Annotated in this window: 17 protein-coding genes; 5 read left to right on the forward strand and 12 right to left on the reverse strand. The window is 70.3% G+C overall.

Features of this window, described 5'->3' with window-relative positions; genetic code table 11:
* Positions 1–70: 70 nt before the first annotated feature.
* From P3T39_RS17260 to P3T39_RS17270, 3 genes are all read right to left on the reverse strand, one after another.
* The gene (locus P3T39_RS17260) at positions 71–355 is read right to left on the reverse strand and encodes a DUF4873 domain-containing protein (RefSeq protein ID WP_280698546.1); all 285 of its coding nucleotides are present in this window, start codon (positions 353–355) and stop codon (positions 71–73) included.
* A gap of 225 nt (positions 356–580) precedes the next feature.
* Entirely contained in the window at positions 581–1,045 is a 465-nt protein-coding gene (locus tag P3T39_RS17265) for a winged helix-turn-helix domain-containing protein (protein ID WP_280698547.1), read from the reverse strand.
* 51 nt (positions 1,046–1,096) lie between these two features.
* Positions 1,097–1,363, reverse strand: a complete 267-nt coding sequence (locus P3T39_RS17270) for a hypothetical protein (RefSeq protein ID WP_280698548.1) — start codon at positions 1,361–1,363, stop codon at positions 1,097–1,099.
* A 745-nt stretch (positions 1,364–2,108) separates the two neighbouring features.
* Between P3T39_RS17270 and P3T39_RS17275 the strand changes: the two genes are divergently transcribed.
* The gene (locus P3T39_RS17275; RefSeq protein WP_280698549.1) at positions 2,109–2,780 is read left to right on the forward strand and encodes a PAS domain S-box protein; all 672 of its coding nucleotides are present in this window, start codon (positions 2,109–2,111) and stop codon (positions 2,778–2,780) included.
* A 111-nt stretch (positions 2,781–2,891) separates the two neighbouring features.
* On the opposite strand, the gene P3T39_RS17280 is transcribed toward P3T39_RS17275, so the two are convergent.
* The 4 genes from P3T39_RS17280 to P3T39_RS17295 form a co-directional block, all read right to left on the reverse strand.
* Entirely contained in the window at positions 2,892–3,644 is a 753-nt protein-coding gene (locus P3T39_RS17280) for a DUF4118 domain-containing protein (protein ID WP_280698550.1), read from the reverse strand.
* 169 nt (positions 3,645–3,813) lie between these two features.
* On the reverse strand, positions 3,814–4,344 hold the full coding sequence (locus tag P3T39_RS17285; protein ID WP_280698551.1) for a DUF6328 family protein: 531 nt from the start codon (positions 4,342–4,344) through the stop codon (positions 3,814–3,816).
* Positions 4,345–4,635: 291 nt separating this feature from the next.
* Positions 4,636–4,809 carry a hypothetical protein gene (locus P3T39_RS17290; protein ID WP_280698552.1) on the reverse strand — a complete coding sequence of 58 codons (174 nt, stop codon included), beginning with the start codon at positions 4,807–4,809 and terminating at the stop codon, positions 4,636–4,638.
* Positions 4,810–5,146: 337 nt separating this feature from the next.
* On the reverse strand, positions 5,147–6,328 hold the full coding sequence (locus tag P3T39_RS17295) for an MFS transporter (protein ID WP_280698553.1): 1,182 nt from the start codon (positions 6,326–6,328) through the stop codon (positions 5,147–5,149).
* A 46-nt stretch (positions 6,329–6,374) separates the two neighbouring features.
* Between P3T39_RS17295 and P3T39_RS17300 the strand changes: the two genes are divergently transcribed.
* Positions 6,375–7,211, forward strand: coding sequence for an aminotransferase class I/II-fold pyridoxal phosphate-dependent enzyme (locus tag P3T39_RS17300; RefSeq protein ID WP_280698554.1), 837 nt, complete (start codon positions 6,375–6,377; stop codon positions 7,209–7,211).
* A 249-nt stretch (positions 7,212–7,460) separates the two neighbouring features.
* Here P3T39_RS17300 and P3T39_RS17305 read toward each other — a convergent pair whose 3' ends face one another.
* The 4 genes from P3T39_RS17305 to P3T39_RS17320 all read right to left on the reverse strand — a co-directional run bounded on the left by P3T39_RS17305 (position 7,461) and on the right by P3T39_RS17320 (position 11,412).
* The gene (locus P3T39_RS17305) at positions 7,461–7,934 is read right to left on the reverse strand and encodes a hypothetical protein (RefSeq protein ID WP_280698555.1); all 474 of its coding nucleotides are present in this window, start codon (positions 7,932–7,934) and stop codon (positions 7,461–7,463) included.
* Positions 7,935–8,517: 583 nt separating this feature from the next.
* The gene (locus P3T39_RS17310; RefSeq protein WP_280698556.1) at positions 8,518–9,042 is read right to left on the reverse strand and encodes a DUF6114 domain-containing protein; all 525 of its coding nucleotides are present in this window, start codon (positions 9,040–9,042) and stop codon (positions 8,518–8,520) included.
* Between the two features lie 49 nt (positions 9,043–9,091).
* Positions 9,092–9,718: a DUF6230 family protein gene (locus tag P3T39_RS17315; RefSeq protein WP_280698557.1), complete on the reverse strand. Its 627-nt coding sequence runs from the start codon at positions 9,716–9,718 to the stop codon at positions 9,092–9,094.
* 794 nt (positions 9,719–10,512) lie between these two features.
* Positions 10,513–11,412 carry a helix-turn-helix transcriptional regulator gene (locus P3T39_RS17320; protein ID WP_280698559.1) on the reverse strand — a complete coding sequence of 300 codons (900 nt, stop codon included), beginning with the start codon at positions 11,410–11,412 and terminating at the stop codon, positions 10,513–10,515.
* Between the two features lie 223 nt (positions 11,413–11,635).
* Here P3T39_RS17320 and P3T39_RS17325 point away from each other — a divergent pair, with 223 nt between their 5' ends.
* Complete coding sequence (locus tag P3T39_RS17325) at positions 11,636–13,132, forward strand: MFS transporter (RefSeq protein ID WP_280698560.1); 1,497 nt, start codon at positions 11,636–11,638, stop codon at positions 13,130–13,132.
* Here P3T39_RS17325 and P3T39_RS17330 read toward each other — a convergent pair.
* Positions 13,121–13,762 carry a TetR/AcrR family transcriptional regulator gene (locus P3T39_RS17330; protein ID WP_280698561.1) on the reverse strand — a complete coding sequence of 214 codons (642 nt, stop codon included), beginning with the start codon at positions 13,760–13,762 and terminating at the stop codon, positions 13,121–13,123. The genes P3T39_RS17325 and P3T39_RS17330 overlap by 12 nt on opposite strands.
* Positions 13,763–13,871: 109 nt before the next feature.
* On the opposite strand from P3T39_RS17330, the gene P3T39_RS17335 reads away from it, so the two are divergent.
* Together P3T39_RS17335 and P3T39_RS17340 are read left to right on the forward strand one after the other, a co-directional pair.
* The gene (locus P3T39_RS17335; protein ID WP_280698574.1) at positions 13,872–14,999 is read left to right on the forward strand and encodes a hypothetical protein; all 1,128 of its coding nucleotides are present in this window, start codon (positions 13,872–13,874) and stop codon (positions 14,997–14,999) included.
* A 135-nt stretch (positions 15,000–15,134) separates the two neighbouring features.
* Entirely contained in the window at positions 15,135–17,516 is a 2,382-nt protein-coding gene (locus tag P3T39_RS17340) for a SpoIIE family protein phosphatase (protein ID WP_280698562.1), read from the forward strand.
* The last annotated feature ends 216 nt before the right edge of the window (positions 17,517–17,732 follow it).

Here is a 17,732-nt window from a genome sequence, read left to right on the forward strand (position 1 = left end):
CCGGGGATGTCGCCGGCACCGGTACCGGTGCCGGGTGCGCGCCAACCCGGCCGGGTCGTGGACTCCGCCGTCAGAACGGTTCGGTGCCGCTGCCCTTGATCTCCAACCGGCCCTCGGCAACCGTGTGGCCGGTAGTCGTGAAGTGACTCTCCCTGCCACCGGGCAGGCGCAGGACTCCCCAGTGGCTGCCCGGCAGCGTCCAGAAATCGGCATCCTGATCGGTGTCGGCTGTGGCCCGGACAGTGCCCCGCCATGTGGACACGTCCTCGGTCGGGTGTTCGGCATGGAGGTCCGCCTCGACGGGAATCTCCATGCCGCCGTGGATGACGACGGCCGGGCCGTGGTAGCTGCTCATGTCCTCAGGCTATGCGTGGCCGGCCGGTAGCAGACCGGCTTGCGGTGGGCCATCAGGCGTCGGCTGGACGATCGGGTGCGGTGGCCAATGCCCGCTTGACCTCAGAGCTGCCTTCGGATGCTGCTCGATGGTGAAGACGACCGCCGTGCGGTCCCGGGCGGGGTACGGAGGGTGCGGGCGTGGTGCCTGGCACTGACGCCTTCTTGATCCCGCTACCGGAGGTCCTTACGCCGCGTTGCCGTCCCGGACCTCGGCGGGCTGCTTCAAGTGCGCCGCTGGTGGCGCGCTGGGATCGAAGCGGTAGCCGACCTGCCGGACGGTCGAGATGGTGTCCCGGTGCTCCGGTCCGAGCTTGCGGCGCAGGCGGGCGACATGGACGTCGACCGTGCGGGTATCGCCGAACCCCGGTTGGTCCCAGACGGCGGCCAGCAGTTGGCGGCGGGTGTAGACCCGCAGGGGGTTGGCCACGAGGTGGGCGAGAAGCTCGAACTCCATGAAGGTGAGGCTCAGCGACCGGCCGCTCACGGAGGCCGTGCGCCGTTCGGGATCGACCACGACCACGACACCGGCCTCGGCATGGCGGGGTGGCGGCTCGCGCCGACTACGGCCGCCAATGCGAAGGGCCACTGCGGTCGTGACGGTCGGAAGGTGCGCGTGGATGCGGGAGACCCGAGGGTAGTGCAGGGACATGTCTGCCTCCTTGCAGGTGCGTCAGAGGGGACGTGCTGTTCGGTGCTGTCCTCAGCGGTCAGGATCCCAGTGGGCTCCGAGTCGGCGTGTACCGTCCTGGGTGGTGACGGTTCGCCAGCCGGCGTGCATCCGGACCGTCGGGTGAGCTGGACGGCGGCCCTGGCCGGCACCGGGGCCGCCCAGGGTCCGCATCACGGTGTGGTCGAGGGGGCTGTCGACGAGCCGCCGGACGATGGCGACCAGGACCGCATGTGCGGATCCGCGTGTGCGGGTGGTAGGGATGTGCGCAGGGGTGTGGAAGGCGCCGAGAACGGTCATGTGGACCTCACCTCCGTGAAGTCGTCGGATGCGGTGGCAGTGTCGGATGTCGGTCTTGTTCGGCTGCTTGGTGACCTCCGGGCCGGTCGCTCGGTTGCCGACCTCGCGGACGCCAAGGCCCCCGGCGCCCGTGCGCGGCCCGTTCTGCTCGACGCAGTCCGGACGCGGTGCCGGGTACTGTCCTCGCCGACCCGGGCGGGGAACGCCTTCGACACTAGGCCCGATCGGGTGCGGCGAATGCTTTCCTGACGCTCCGTTGACTGCCTGGGCGTCGTCTCTGACAGTGCCTTGACGGTGTTGGGGGGTGCAGGCGAGGGACGATGGCGGTGCACCTGCGGGCGCAGGGGTAGGACGTTCACGGCGCAACCGGCCCGTGGGCAGGACGGGCGTCAATGACGCATCAGGGCTGCGCGGACAGGAATTAACGATGCGTCATGAGATGACACACGTGGATGCGCGCCACTTAGAGTCGCAGCGAACCCGGCCGGGAGTCGTCGGCGGGGTGCTCCGCAGGACTGCAAGAGGAGACGTACGCGCGATGACGGGTACCGCTCTTGGCCGGGAGATGTCGGGCAAGGGGACGGTGGAGTTCGCCGTGCAGCCAGGGTCCACGACGCTTCGCCTTGATCCGCGTACTCGGGGCGAGCCTCGGGCCGATGCCCGAGCCACGCTCACCACTGAAATCCGCAAGTCCGAAGTGCCGTGAAGGGATCTGAGAGTCATGATGGTTACTACTCCCGTACCTGTGGATCTGGCGCAGGTCCTGCCCGGCGACCTCAGGTCCGACCAGGCCGCGTCCGAGGATCTCCGCACCCTGTTCGACCAGTCGGGTCTGAACATGGCCTACCTCGACCCGAATCTGACCATCCAGCAGGTGAACCAGGAGTTCCTCCGGCAGTTCGGCGGCTCCTCGGCGGATGTCTGCGGCCGGAACTTCTGCGACCTGGTTCATCCCAGTGTTCAGCAGCCGTTGCGGCACCAGTTCTCCAGACTCGTCGAGGGCAAACGCAATCGCTTTGCCACCGACGTGATCGCGGTGGGGCCGGAGGGCTCCGCGTTCACCGTGCCCCTCACGGCTGTCGCCGCGTGTGGCGGGGCGATACCCGACGTTGCCGCGATCCTGGTGCTGATGCCCTCGGCGCGGGGCGCCGAGAACACAGGCGTCGTCACCACCCGCAAGAAGATTCTCAGTGAGATAGACGCACGGATCCTTGAGGGCATCGCCGCCGGAGTCTCCACGATTCCCCTGGCCGCACGGCTCTACCTCAGTCGGCAGGGCGTCGAGTACCACGTGACCTGCCTGCTCCGGAAGCTCAGGGTCCCCAACCGCGCAGCGCTGGTTTCGCGTGCCTACTCCATGGGAGTTCTCAAGGTGGGGATCTGGCCGCCCAAGGTCGTGGAGGACTTCGTCAAGTGATGTCCGCTCCGTCCGTCAGGACCGGGGCCGTCTCTTGCGGATCACCGTGCGGACCAGGACATCGCCGGCCAGGCAGGCAGGAGCGGCGCGAGCATCCGCCGCTCCCCGCCGTCAGCCGACCTGTGGGGAGCTCTGCATGGTGTCCAGCGCGGCACCGGCCTGGTCCGCCAGGGTCACCGCGACGAGGCGGGCCTCCAGCGAAGGGATGGCGCCCGGGGTCGGGTCGAGCATGAACCTGCCGAAGAAGCGACCGTTGCCGAACACCCGCAGCTCGACCTCCTCGTCCGGGAACCCGAGCCGGTCGACGTCCCAGTTCCTGCGGCCGAGGACGACGGAGCCGTCCGGTTCGAGGCGTGGCGGGTGTCCCAGCAGAGTTCCGTACTCGAAACGGCAGCCGCGCAGGTGGAGCAGGCCGACGAGCTGCGCTCGCACCTGGTCGACCACAGCGCCGCCGGAGGTTGCGGACTGCGCCATCCTGGCGGTGTGGTGGATCTGGGAGAGGTAGTCGGCGTCCGTGATGGCGATCACCTGGAGGCGGCGGGTACGGGCGGCCAGCTGGGACACCGCCAGCCCGACCAGGAGAAGCAGGACAGCGGTGGTGATGTCGGACGACTTGGTGATCGAGAAGTGCTCGTAGGGCCGGGTGAAGAAGAAGTCGAACCACAGGGCGGCGGAGGCGGCTGCGACTGCTCCGGCCAGGCGGTGCCCGACGACGGCCGCTGCGACGACCACCACGACCAGGATCAGGGCGACGTTGGTGTTGGCGATGGTGCTGCGGAAGGGCAGCAGGGCCGCACAGACGGCGAGTGGAGCCGCCAGTGCCGCAGGGATGGCGAGGGGACCTCGGGTGAGGACGTGAGGCATGGTGCACCTCCTGTGTTCAGGTGTAACAGGGGGCGCGCACGGTGCGGACGGTCGGCACAAGCCTTAACGCGTCCCTGGCGGGCGATGCCGCGCACCGGTGCCGCGTCGTCGGCCCGCGCTCGTCGGCTTCGGCCAGGCGTCCAGCCCGGCCGGGACACGGCGACGGTGCTCAGTCGTCTGCGGCCTTCGGGCGCTGCCGTGCAGCAGGCGTCCGTGGTGACTGTCGGGGACGGCGAAGGGACCAAGGCAGGATGAACCACAGGCCGACGAACATGACGAACGTGGCGGTGGCGATCGTGGCCGCTGCCGCGGGGCCGAGTACGACGTTCATGAGGAGCAGGACGGCGCCGCTCAGTGCCAGTGCGAGGAAGGCCAGGCCGACCTGCGCGAGTCGGGCGGAAAGGTCGACGATCCGTCGTTTGGCACCGCGGTGGAACAGGCCGCGGTGCAGGGCGACCGGGGTCGCGAGCACTGCGGAGGCGATCACCGTGAGGAGCAGGGTAGTGACGTAGGTGTTGCGTTCGAAGCCGTTGAGCTGCGGGAATCGGCTGGTGAACGCAAGGCTGAGGAGGAAGGCGAAGACGATCTGCACACCGGTCTGGACGACCCGCAGTTCTTGCAGGAGTTCGACCAGGTTCCGGTCAGCCCGCTCTTCGGGTGTCTCGTGGCGAAACGGTGATGGGCTGCCATCCGGTTCCACGGACGCGGCCTCCTCTGTCCTCGGCCTGGTTGGGCGCACCGGGGGGCGCTCCACTGGCATCGTGGGTGGGATCCGTCTCGGGCAGCTCATCACCAGTCGGCCCGAGACGGAGCGGGCTTCGCGCAGATCCTGCTGAACCCCGACGTCAGGTCACACCGCGCAAGACCGTCGCTCGACAGTTCGACCGCCCCAACTTCCCTCTGCGGGCGACTTCCTGCTGACCACCTGGGCTCGGCCCGACCCCCACCGCGACGTCCGCGTCGCAATCGCCGCGACGCCCTGCGTACTCGACTACGGAGCGGTGCAGATGACCTGGGCGGCCAGCATCTGCGCGAAGCCGCCGGTGTTGGTGCCTCGGACTTCCCAGCGGCCACCATCGGTCGTGGCGGCCGAGCTGTTGACGAAGGTGTTCTCCCGGCCGACGGCTCCTCCTCCGGTGGGTGCTTCGCCTGCCGGGCAGTTCACCGCCGTGGTGGCGGTCTGTCCCGGTTGTAGGACTACTTGAGGGCCGAAGTGCTGGTCGTGGGCCGCCTTCGTGCGCGGTGCACGGGGCGATGACGTCGGCCTCACGTGGTCCTGCGCAGCAGCGGTGGTCGTGCCGAAAGCACAGATCGTGACGGCTGCCAGGACGGGAATTCTGAAACGCCTCATCCCGACCTCCAGGTCTCGTGATGGGAGATGAACATGTCTGAGGGTTTCCGCGGACGCTCGTATGAATGCGCCCCTTCGCCCCTCATTAGCCCGTTCTGGAGGATTCTTCATCCCTCGTAGGTTCTACGTGGGCTGGTCATACACATCATCATCAACCCTTGCTGTCCGGGCGGTCGCGCCAGGCGGGGGCGAGTGCGGTGAGCATCAGTGCGGCGGTGACGGCGAAGGCCGGCGGATAGCCGGTCCCGCCGGCGAGAGCGCCGAAGGCAAGGGCGCCGACGCCCATGCCCGCGTCGGAGGCGAAGTTCCACAGGGCGCTGACGGTGCCGTAGCCGGAGGCGGGAACCCGTGCGTACATCAGGGACAGGGTGGCGTTCTGGGCGACCCCGAAGCCGATCCCGAACAGGGCCACACCGGCGACGACGGCAACCGGGCTGCTGTTCAGCGAAATGAGCAGCGTTCCTGCGGCCGAGACGACCAGGGCGGGCAGGACGAGTCCGGCCGGTCCGTGCCGGTCGCCGTGCCGGCCGGCGAGCCAGCGCGCCACGGTTGATGCCGCGGGCTGGACGAACAGGGCCACGGCGACGAGTCCGCCGGAGGCCGACGGGACGGCAAGGGGAAGGAAGGTGACGATGATTCCGGCAGCGAGCGTGGTGGCCGCGAAGACGACAGCAGGCCGCAGAAGAGCGGCCGTTCGGAAGCCGGCCAGCACCCCGATCGGCCGTCCCGAGGCCGGCTCCCGGCCGGGCAGGCCCGGCACCGAGACGATCGCGGCCAGCGCGGCCAGGGCACCGGCGATGCAGACCGGTGCGTACCCCACGTGGTGGACCAGCCACACGCCCAGCGGCAGGGCCAGCAGCGACGGTACGCCGGACACGATGCCGATCAGCGCCAGCCCCTCACCGCGGCGCTCGGGCGGGATCAGCGATGCCGTCAAGGCGCCGCCCGCGACGACCGTGACCGCGAAGCCCAGCCCGCGCACGAGACAGACCGCCACGATCCACGCCATGCCCCCGGAGACGGTCAGCACCAGCGCGGGCGCCCCGAGCAGGACCAACCCCGCCACCAGCGCCAGGCGGTAGCCGAAGCGGGCGACGAACCGGGGAGTGGCCAGCTCACCCGCGACCGTGGCCAGCATCAGCGCACCCGTGGCGAGCCCCGCGGCGTTGCCGCCTCCACCGGACGCCTCGGCATAGAGCGGAACGACCGACAGCAGCAGGTAGAAGCTCGTCGAGGCACCGATGATCGAAACGAAACGCAGCAGCAGCGGCCGCGTCACCAGCGGTGGTCGTGAACCGGCCGCCCGAGCTTGAGAGTTGATCGTCGTGGTCACAGAACGACGCTAGAGGCCGGGCGGATCGCGGGTAAGCTCCAATTCCATGCCGCTGGAGTGGTCCGGTCTGTCCCCCGAGCTGTTGCTGGTCATCGACCGGGACAGCGGCGAGCCGCTGCGGTCCCAGCTGGAACGCCGGGTACGGGACGCGATCCGGACCGGGCGCATGCAGGCCGGCGAACGGCTTCCTTCCTCCCGTGAACTCGCCCGGATGCTCGGGCTCTCGCGTGGGCTGGTACAGGACTGCTACGCCCAGCTCCAGGCCGAGGGCTACCTCGTGGCACGGGTCGGCTCCGTGACCCGGGTGGCGGCTGGCGCAGGCGTTCCGCCGGCTCCTGCCCCCAGCCTCCGGCCGGGGGTACCCCCTTCACCGCCCGAGGCACACCGGCGCCTGGTGGCCGACTTCAGGTGGGGCGTCCCGGATCTGAGCAGCTTCCCACTCACCGACTGGCTGTGGGCCATGCGCGAGGCGGCACGCACCATGCCGGCGTCGGCGCTCGACTACGGCGACCCGCGCGGCAGCGCCGAACTGCGCGAGGTCGTGGCCGGATATCTGCGCCGGGTACGCGCCGCCGAGGCGGATCCCGAACGGATCGTGATCTGCTCCGGCTACGCGCAGGGCCTCGGCCTGGCCCTGCGCGCCCTGGAGGACGTAGCGGCAGCACCCGGGCCGCTTGAGGTCCGGGGGAGAGGCGGCCTCGGTCGGCGTGTGCGTTCACGAACATCGGTACCTGGGGATGGTCCGAGGCGGGGTGCGGCAGGTCAGATCAGGATGACGACGGCGATCAGTGCGACGAGGGTGATCACTGTTGTGGCGGTGATCACGGCGGATCGTGCCGGAGCGAAGACGCCGGCCTCCAGCTGTTCGCCGATGGATCTGTAGCGCACTGTCCCATAAGCGCTGACCAGCAGGCCGGCGAAGATCAGGATTGCCCCGGCGACCACGGCGTGGACCCCCCGGTGCGGGGCGAACTTTGCGACGGCCACGCCGAGTGCTGCCACGCTGATGCCGGTCCGCAGCCATGCCAGGTAGGTCCGCTCGTTGGCCAGGTGATCCCGGGCACGGCTACCGGTGTTGGGAGGGGCGTCCTTGGGAAACTCACGGCTCATCTGTCTCTCCCGTGGTCCGAAGTCAGCTCTGGACCTCGTTCAGACGCATGCCCGGAATGGCGAGATCGCCACCGATCAGGCGCGCCTGGAAGACGGTTGCGTCTTCGAACACGAGTGTCCGGTCGGGTGAGCTCGGCGCGGCGGCATCCGGACCGTAGAGCCACTGCGGGACGGAGTCCGGGGCGATGGTGACGGTGCGCTTCTCCGGTAGTGGGCCGTCCCCCAGTCCGGTGATCGTGCCGGACAGTTCCTCCGCGTACATCGTCACCGAATCGCCGGCCAGGGTTGAGGTGCTACCGGGGTCGCCCTGAAGATGCCAGGTTGCGCTGTCCCGCTTGATCGCCAGGTCGAGGTCGCCGACCGCCACCGACCGGGCGGTGAACTTCAGCACCGGCCTGGGTCCGGTCGAGGTCACCACGGTCACCACGTCGAGGACACTGTCGCGGAGTACGAGCCTGTGCGCGTTCAGGTTCCAGCGGCCTCCCGACATCCCCACGGACGCCTCGTCCGTCGGCGCGCCCGGGGTGACGGGCTTTCCGGGACCGGCGGTGCCCGGCCGCGCTGCGGGAACGGAGCTCGGGCGAGCCGTGGCAGTCCTGGCGGCACCCTTCGGTGCGGGCGAACTGCATGCAGGACTCGCAGTGCCCGCACCGCGCACCCCGCCTTGGGCCGGGATGTCCGCGACGACCGACCCCGAGGCGTGCGGCAGCGGCTCCTCGCGACCTGGCACGGCGCTCGCTGACGGGGTGCCCGACGCCGATGCCAAGGGGACCGGGGCCGGCTGCGGTCGGCCTGGGGCGGAGTTCGCGGCAGCGGGGCAGTCCTCTCCGAGGTACGCGTCGGCGGAGCCGGAGCGGGCCGCGACGATGCCGCGAGGGGCCGGCTGCCCGGCTGCGGACAACGCCTTCGTCGGAGCCGTCGCGGCCAGGAGCAGTGCCGCCGGTACAGCGGTCAGTGCCAGCAGACTGCCTACCGGTCGCTGCAACCAGCTGAACGGGTCGGCTGTCGGCAACGGGTCAGGGGCACCGCCGGGGCAACCTGTGCGCGGCGCACCATCGGTCCGGCCGGCCCGAGTACCGTCACTCCCCACCGTGACCCTCGCTCACGGAGTTGGCCGGGGCCATGCCCTGTGCCTGCATGTACGGCACTGCGGCGCATCGGTCCTCGGCGGCCGCCGAGGGCGCGTAGGTCTCGCGGGCTTCGCTCGGCGGAGCCCAGGCGCACGCCAGTGAACCGCCGATGAGAGCGGGGAGCAGGCCGAGGAGGAAGCCGCCGAAGTTGGCGACCGGAACGGAGATCAGGGCGAGCAGGATCGTCGCGACTCCGGCGAAGACCCGCATCTGCGGCTGGAGCCACAGGGTGATGCCCAGGACGACGAGCAGGATCCCGATGACCAGTGATCCGGCTCCGGCGGTGGTGGACAGTGCCAGGGGCAGCCCTGCCAGGGTGAGGTGGGTGTAGGGGAAGTACATGATGGGGGCGCTCGCCGAGCTGGTCAGCAGTCCGGCCCAGAAGGGGCGGGTGCCGCGCCAGACTCGGAATCTCTGCCGTGCTCCGGCGATGTTGCCGAGCAGCCTGGGCAGGTCATCAGTGGTCGGATTCATCACGCTGGCAGCTCCTGGTCCGCGCCGTGTCCGGTGGTGCGAGGCAGGGTCAGAAGCACTCGTTCTTGCCGGCCTTGAGTGATGCGTGCAGGCCTGGCAGGTCGATGGTGCTGGCCGAGGCCGCGACCCCGGTGGCGCGCACGTTGGTCAGCGTGGCCGAAGTGCCCTGCAGTGCGAAGCCGTTGGGGTCGAAGAACGGGGATTCCCGGTCGCCGCGGCTGATTTCTCCGGTGGTGAGCGAGCCTGCGGCGATACCGAGGTCGACGTTGTGGAGGACGGCCTGGCTGGCCCGTTGGACGGACGTGTCCAGGAAGAGGTTCTTCACCCTGGCGGGCGTTCCGTCCTCGCCGCCGGTGAGCCTGAGCGTGTAGGGGCCGAGTACCGGGACCTGGATGACCACGGACTGGCACAGTGCTTCGATCGTCGCGGACCTGACTCCCGTGACCAGGACCGGAATATGGTCACCGTTCCTGGTCACGTCCACCATGCCGTAAATGCTCAGGCCCTCACCGGTCAGTGTTCCCGCGGCCGTCTTGAACTCCTCGCCGGAGATGAAGAACGAAGCGGCCAGGGCTCCCTGGGCCAGGCTGATGGCGACGGCGGAGGCAGCCGCCATGCTCGGTAGCAGTACGGCGGCGAAGCGCCTCCAACGGGTTCCGCCGAGATCTCTGGGCATACCCTTCCTTCTCCTTCGACGCGGAGTCACCTTCCGGTAGGCACGCCTGCCGGTGGTGCGCCTGGGCGCAGGACATCCGGACCGAATTCCGGCGACCGCTCCCGAAGGGCAGCAGGCGACCGCGCCGCAGCAGCGGAACTTCATCACCGAAAAAGCGAGTACCTTTTCCGGCCTGGAAGCCGGACAGGTTCGGTGACCGCCGGTCGACGCTTCTGCATGTCACGTCCTGACCGACTGCTGAAAGCCGATGACAGCCCGACACGGCCGATCATCAGGCACGCGAAGTGGCCGCGCAAGTCTGGCGCCGAGCCGTTGCTCCACGCCACTCAATCAGCCCATCTCGACCAGCCCGCGACGAGCCGTGCCACGGAATTCACGTTCCGATTCGACCCCGCCCGCGCCGACGGATATTCCCCATAAGGCTGGCGCTGGTAATTATTATTTACATTCCTCGGGGCGCTACCGGTCGGGCCGCAGGGAGTGCCAGGTGCTGTCGGGCAGGATGCGCGCGGCGGTCGCCTCGCCCCGTTGTTGCCGAGGAGACACAGGCGCACTACCTCTACGCCGGTGGAGTCGTGCACACGGGCAGGTCCGGGGCGCGTGCCATCACCTGGCCTGACGTTGCCCAGCTCAAGACCTCTACCGGTGCCGCGACCAGAGCGACGTCGGCAAGGTCATCGGCTACCGGCTGGAGGCCGGCGACGGCACGTCCGCGCGTCGCTGCCGTAGCCACTCGAGCAACGATCTGAAAATGGCAGCCAACCGGAATGCGGCGAGCCGTGCCTGTGCTTGGGTCAGCTCGTCTCGGCCCGCTTCTCCCGGTGAGTGCGGGTGGCTGTGCCGGGGGTGGTGAGGCTTCCGAGGAAGTTCAGGGCTTCCTCGGCGGGGCTTCCGGGTGGGGCCGTGTAGATGACCAGGAGGTGGTGGGCCGCTCCGGGGGCCTGGAAGGTCTCGTAGTGGAGCGTTATGTCCCCGACGACGGGATGGCCGAATCGTTTGGGTCCATGGGTCTTCTCGTGCACGTGGTGGCTGGCCCACAGGGTGCGGAAGGTCGGGCTGCCGAGCGAGAGTTCGCCGATGAGGCGGACGAGTTCCGGGTCGTGCGGTTGCCGTCCGGCGGCCATGCGCAGCATGCCGACCGTGGTGCGGGCGGCTTCGTCCCAGTCGAGGTGCACCCGGTGTGCGTGGGGGTCCAGGAAGATCCTGCGGGCCATGTTGCGTTCGCGTGGCGCGAGCTTGGGGAAGTCGGCGATCAGCGCGGCGGCCAGGTGGTTCCAGGCCAGCACGTCGTTGCGGTCGTTCATGATCACGGCTGGCGTCGTCGGGATGGCCTGGACCACCTGGCTCAGCGCGTGGCGCAGGGTCTCGCCCCGCGCGGTGACGGTCGCGGTCGCGGTGGTGCGGCGGGGCGGCCGGGCCAGGTCGTACAGGTGGGCGCGCTCGGCGGAGCCGAGGCGCAGTGCCCGGGAGAGGGCGTTCAGGACCTCGTCGGAGGGGCGGTCGGCGCGGCCCTGCTCCAGCCGCACGTAGTAGTCGGTGCTCAGTCCGACCAGCTCGGCGACCTCTTCGCGGCGCAGCCCGGGCACCCGTCGGCGGCCGGTCGGCTGGAGACCGGCATCGGCGGGCGATACCAGGGCACGCCTGGCCCGGAGGTAGTCGCCGAGGCTGTCGGTGATCATGATCATGTCGGCCATGCGTCCCAGTATGGCGGTGCTGCCGGGGCCGCGGCGGGCCGAAGGTGGCCCTGTGATTCCCAGGGAACGCGGGTCTCTTCATCCGATGGTGAGGCTCGCGAAGCATCGAGGCATGCCCTCTTCTTCCTCTCTCGACGGCTCGCGTCCCTCTCTTCACGGCTTGCTGCGGCCCGATCCGGCTCGCGCGGGAAGCACCGGGGGTCCCGGCGGTGCTCCGGCCGCCGTGCCGATCCCGAGCCGACCCTCGGACTCCGACGGACGCGGCTTCTGGCCCACGGTGGTCGCGGTCGCGTCCGCCAGCGTGATGCTGCCGTTCTCCGTGACCGGGGCAGCGGTGGCGCTGCCGAGCATGACGGCGCACCTGGGCTCCTCGGTCGGCACCGGACAGTGGATGCTGAACGCTTTCAACATCACTTTCGCCGCACTGCCTCTCGCGGCCGGAAGCCTCGCCGACCGGGTCGGCCGACGGCGCGTGCTGCTGACCGGCATCGCACTGGTGGGCGCGATGTCCCTGCTGGTCGCGCTGGCGCCCTCGATGGCCGTGGTCGATGCGGCCAGGGCCGTCCAGGGCTGCGGGGCGGCGGCCGTGCTGGCCTCGGGAGCGGCGGTGCTGGCCCATTCCACGTCCGGGCGGCGCCGACAGCTGGCCTTCGGAATCCTGGGCACCTCCTTCGGCTCCGGCCTGGCGATCGGCCCGCTGGTCGCCGGGGCCCTGGTCGAAGTGGCCGGCTGGCGATCGGTGTTCGTCCTGGTAGCGGCCATGTCCGTGCCGGCCTGGCTGTGCGCGACCCGGGCCCCGGAATCCCTCAACCCCGACCAGCCCGCCCTCGACCTGGCCGGTCTCGTCACCTTCACCGCCGGGCTGGCCTGCCTGTCCTTCGCCTTCGTCCGAGCCGCCACCGCCGGCTGGGCCGCACCGAGCACCCTGCTCCTGCTCCTGGCCGCTCTCGTGCTGGTCGCCCTGTTCGCGGTGGTGGAGATCCGTCTGGCCGACCGGGCGATGTTCGACGTCCGCCTGTTCCGCAGGCCCGAGTTCCTCGCTGTGGTCTGCCAGCCCTTCACCGTCACCCTCGGCTTCGTCGTCCTGCTGGTCTACCTGCCCGCCTACCTCCAAGGCGTCGGCGCCCGCACCACCTTGGCCAGTGGCCTGCTCCTGTTGCCGATGACCGCCCCGGTGCTGGTCCTGCCGCTCCTCGCCGGCCGCCTGGCCGCCCGTACCTCGGTGCGGACGGTGCTGACCTGCGCCTCCGCGCTGATCGTGGCCGGGGCACTGCTGCTGGCCACCCTGCACAGCAACGGATCATGGCTGGCGTTGGCGCTGCCACTGCTGCCTTTCGGCGTCGGGGTGGGACTGGCCTTCGGGGTCATGGACAACGCGGCCGTCAGCACCGTCCCGGTCGAGAACGCGGGAGTCGCCGCAGGCATCTTCAACACGATGCGCATCACCGGCGAATCCGTCGCCGTCGCCGGCGCCGCCGCCTGGCTCACCACGCTTACCGCCGCACAGCTGCGCCGGAGCGGCCTGGGCGCCACGCCCGCGGCCCGACTCGCCGGACAGGCCGTTCAAGGCCAGGCGGCCGGAACGCATCACGCGGCCCTGGCCGCCGGCTTCAGCAGCGCCTTCCACACCCTCGGCTTCGGCCTCGCGGCCCTGTCCACCGTCGGCGCGGTCCTCACCTACCTCGCGCTCGCACCCCAGCGCGTCCCGTCAGCCCGCTGAGCAGGGCGGCTCGATCAGCGTCTCGATTCCGGCACAGAGCAGCCGCAGGCTGCGGCTGAACTTCTCGTCCTGGTCGTAGGCGGACGCGGCGGCGACGGTCATCGGAAAGCGCTCGTGGATGTCGGCGCCGTCCTGGGCGCTGATGGTGAGGGCGGGCGGCTCGCTCTGTTCCTGGAGCACGAATCCGGTGATGTGACTGAGCAGCGTGTCGGCGGCGATGCTGCGGTGCTCGTCGGGCACCCCGGCGTCGCTCAGGGTCTGCAGCAGCCGTTCCATCAGCGACAGCGCTCCGGTGCTGAGTACTTTCGGGCTGTCGGCGAGCATGATCGCCCCGCCGGGGTGCTGCCTGATGCTCTGACGCAGTGTGAGGGCCTGCGCCTCGACCCTGGCTCTCCAGTCGGCCCGGTCGGGCAGTGCGGCCAGTGCGGCGCTGCCCGCGTCGTACGCCTGCCCGGCCACCCGGTCCGCCATCAGCTGGAGCAGCGCGCTCTTGCTGGGCACGTGGTAGTAGAGGCTTCCGGCGTGTGCGTCGAGTCGCTCCGCCACCTGTCGCATGGACAACCCGTGGTATCCGGATTCGGCGAACACGGCCATGCCCGCGTCGATGATCCGGTCTGCGGTCAGCTTCATGGGGCTCAGCCTAACGGGCGATTTTCAAACAGTGTTTGAATCTTGGTGCCGCCGTCGCTAGAGTCGCCATCAGCAAAATCAAACGGGGTTCGAAGGGGGGTCGGTGGCGATGGGCGGACTGCTGTTCAACGTGACCACTGCGGTACTGATGGTGCTGATGTTCAACGGTGGTCTGGCCCTGATCGGTCAGGGCACGCTGGGTCGGCGCCGGATCCCCTGGGCCGCCGTCGGGCTGACCGCGCTCGCCCTCGCCGGGGTGGTGACGCAGCTCTGCTGGTCGGGAGCGATGGCGGCGTTCGACAGCGACCCGAGCAGGTCGGGCTGGTGGCGTGTCGTCACGTCGGTCTTCATGCAGAACGGGGGCTTCCTCGGGGCGGCGTGGAACCTCGCCACCCTCGCCGTCATCGCCGCGTTCGCCGAGTGGTTCTGGGGCGCGCCCCTGATGCTGGGCCTGCTCGCCGCGGGCATCCTCCTGCCGCAGCACATCGACTCGCTCTTCGGCCAGACCAGCGGCAGCACCGACCCCCGCAACTTCGCCGGAAGCTCGGGATCGACCTACTTCCTCGCCGCGACGCTGGCCGCCGCTCTCCTGCTGCGCGGCGGCGATCACAGGGAGAACCCGAAGGAGAAGCTGCTTGCGCTCAGCGCGCCGGTACTCGGCCTGGCGGTGTGGTTCGCCCAGTCCAACGCACACGGACTGGTGACGGTCTACGGGTTCGTCCTCGGCGCTCTGGTCCGGGCCCTGGGCCGCCATGTGCTCCGTCCGGACCGCGACCTCCAGCGGCCCCCGCGGACGACCATGGCCTCGCTGGCAGCGATCGTCGGCAAGCGGCACGGGCAGGCCGACCGGCACGAGGCACTCTGCCGCGAGCTGAGCGCCGAGCTCGCCGGGGTGACCATGCCCGGCTTCGCGCCGGCCGAGGGGCATCCGCCGGTGGACACGGAGCCGTTCACCGGCACCTACAAGCGTGAGGGCTTCCTCATGACCATCACCGACGGTCCCGCTGCAGAGGGCACGCTGCAGCTGAGGTACGAGGGTGCCGAGGGCCTGAAGGGCACCTTCGACCCGCTCGTCTGGCACCTGTCCCCGGTCTCGGACACACCGTCGAAAACGGTGTTCGCCGGGCGCCGCAACGAGAAGGACGCCTGGATACCGGTGGTGTTCTACGCCCTGGCGGACGGCAGCCGGTACGTCCATTTCGGCGTACGGGCCACAGCCAAGTCCGGGCGAACCTGACCGGGGCGGATCACGCGCTCCGCCGTGGGCGGTGTCCGGGAGTGCCGTACCTCCCGCGTTGCCGAGTGACCTCGCTGATCGTCTGATAATGACTATGGGTAATGCGGGGTGGCTCCATCACCTGCGAGGAGCAAGATGAACGCCTCCAGCGATCCTGCCGGTGGTGGGCCGTCGCCGTTCGGCGACATCGCGGCCGTCGTGGTCGACGGAGCAGGGGTCGTGCTCCAGTGGTCCCGTGCGGCCGCCAAGCTGCTGGACCGTACGGCGGCAGAGGTATGCGGACAGCCGATCCGCCAGCTGGTCGAAGCACAGCACCCGGATACCTGCGGTGTTCCCGCGGCCGGGCGGGCCGTGCTCCGGCACCGCTCCGGTCGGAAGGTCGAGGTCGCCTTCCACGCGCTGCGACTGGACGGCTCGTCCGATCTCCTGGTCCTGGCAGCGCCCCTCCAGCGCGTGAGCGACCGGGAGCAGGGCACGGCCTTCCTGCGCGCACTGCTCACCCAGGACCGGATCGGGATCGCCATTCACGACACCGACCTGAACATCGTGCGGACCAACCGCGCGCCGGCCGCGTTCGGCGGGGTGGCCGCGACGGTCGGCGGCCGACTGCGCGAGGCCGTCTTTCCCGAGGAAGCCGACGAGGCCGAGGCGGCGCTGCGCCGGGTGCTGGACACCGGAGTACCGCTGATCGACCGGGAGCTGCGGGCACGGTCACAGCACGTGCCCGGCCCGCAGGGTGCGCTGTCCCTCTCCGCTTTCAGGCTGGAGGACGACAAGGGCCGCCCCACGGGTGTCGCCGCGGTGCTCGCCGATGCGGCGGCGCAAGGGCGGCGCCGGGACCTGCGCCACGAGGCGTCGGTCCGGATCGGGGACTCCCTCGACGTCATGCGCACCGCCCAGGACCTGGTGGACGTTCTCGTCCCGGCCTTCGGGGACCTGGCCTGGGTGAGCGTCGCCGACCCCGTACTCGACGGCGACGAACCCCCGAAGCTGGCCGGCGCGGGATCGTGGCACCTGCGCAGGGTCGCCGCGGCCTCGGTCGGCTCCTGGCCCGCGGGCTTCGTCCCGCCGGGCTTTGCGGACCCGCCGGTGCCGGACCTGCCCGTCCTGCGGCGGGTCCAGCGCGGTGAGACCGTCGTCGTGGCCGACCGGGCGAGCGCGATCGCCATGGCCGAGGGCCACCCTGAACTGATCCCGCTCCTCATTCCCGAGAACGGGCATTCGGCCGTCTCGGCTCCCCTGTTCGCCCGTGGCCTCGTGCTGGGCGCGGTCGCGGTCTGGCGCACCGAGCGGCCCGAGGCCTTCGACCAGGCGGACGCCGACCTCCTCACGGAGATCGCCTCCCGCGCCGCGCTGAGCGTGGACAACGCCCGCCGCTACACCCGCGAGCACCGCGCAGCCGTCGCCCTGCAGCAACGCCTGCTCCCGCCCGCCGCCACGGACCATCCGGCCGCCGAGACCGCAGGCCTCTACCGACCGGCCGGCGGCGGGGCCGACATCAGTGGCGACTGGTTCGACGTCGTCCCCCTGCCTTCCCTGCGGGTCGCGTTCGTCATCGGCGACGTGGTCGGCCACGGGCTGCACGCCACCGCCACCATGGGCCGTCTCCGCGCAGCCATCCACACCCTCGCCGATCTCGAGATGGAGCCCGACGAACTCCTCACCCACGTCGACGACCTCGTCCAGCAACTGGCCGGCGAGGCGTCCCCCGGGCACGGGGACGAGGTCGGCGCCACGTGCCTGTACGCCGTCTACGACCCGGTCACCGGCCACTGCACCCTCGCCAGTGCCGGGCATCTGTCGCCGATCGTCGTCCGACCCGACGGCACCGCTCACGTCATCGAGGTCACACCCGGCCCTCCGCTCGGTGTCGGGGGCATGCCGTTCGAGATCGCGGAGACCGATCTGCCCCCGGGCAGCACCCTCGCTCTGTATACCGATGGGTTGATCGAACGCGCCGATGACGACCTCGACGCCGGAATCCGGCGGCTGACGGACAACCTTGCCGCACTGTGCCGCTCCGAGCGGACCCTGGACGACATCGGCCGCTCTCTCCTCGCCCGCACCGGCGATACCCCGCCCCGCGACGACATCGCCCTGCTCATCGCCCGCACCCGCGCGGTCTCGGCGGACAACACCGCGAGCTGGGAACTCCCCGCCGACCCCGCCATCGTGGCCGACGCCCGCGGAGCAGTCGCCCGCCAGCTCGCCGCCTGGGGGCTGGAGGACATCACGTTCACCACCGAACTCGTGGTCAGCGAACTGGTCACCAACGCCATCCGTTACGGCGGCGCCCCGGTCGGACTGCGACTCATCCGCAACACGGTGCTGGTCTGTGAGGTCTCCGACTCCAGCAACACCCAGCCGCGCCTGCGTCGGGCCCGCGCCACCGACGAAGGCGGCCGCGGTCTGTTCCTCGTGGCCCAGCTCGCCACGCGCTGGGGCTGCCGCTACGGCCGCTCCGGAAAGACCATCTGGGCCGAACAGTCCCTCACCGCGACCCGCCCGCCGGCTTGAGCAGTCCTGTCGGCAGGTACGGCGAGCGGACGAAGGAAGTTGTGACCGTCCATCACCGAGCCTTCGGCGAGGGCGCCTGCCCGTTCCGTGCCGGTGAACCATGTCCGCGACCAGCACAGGAACCAGGTATGACTGTGAGGATGGTCGGGTGCCGCCCCGGGCGGTGGTCTGGCCCGAGGTACGACTGGCGCTTATGCCTTGAGTTTGATCTGCCGA

This window comes from Kitasatospora sp. GP82, from assembly GCF_029892105.1.
Lineage (GTDB): Bacteria > Actinomycetota > Actinomycetes > Streptomycetales > Streptomycetaceae > Kitasatospora.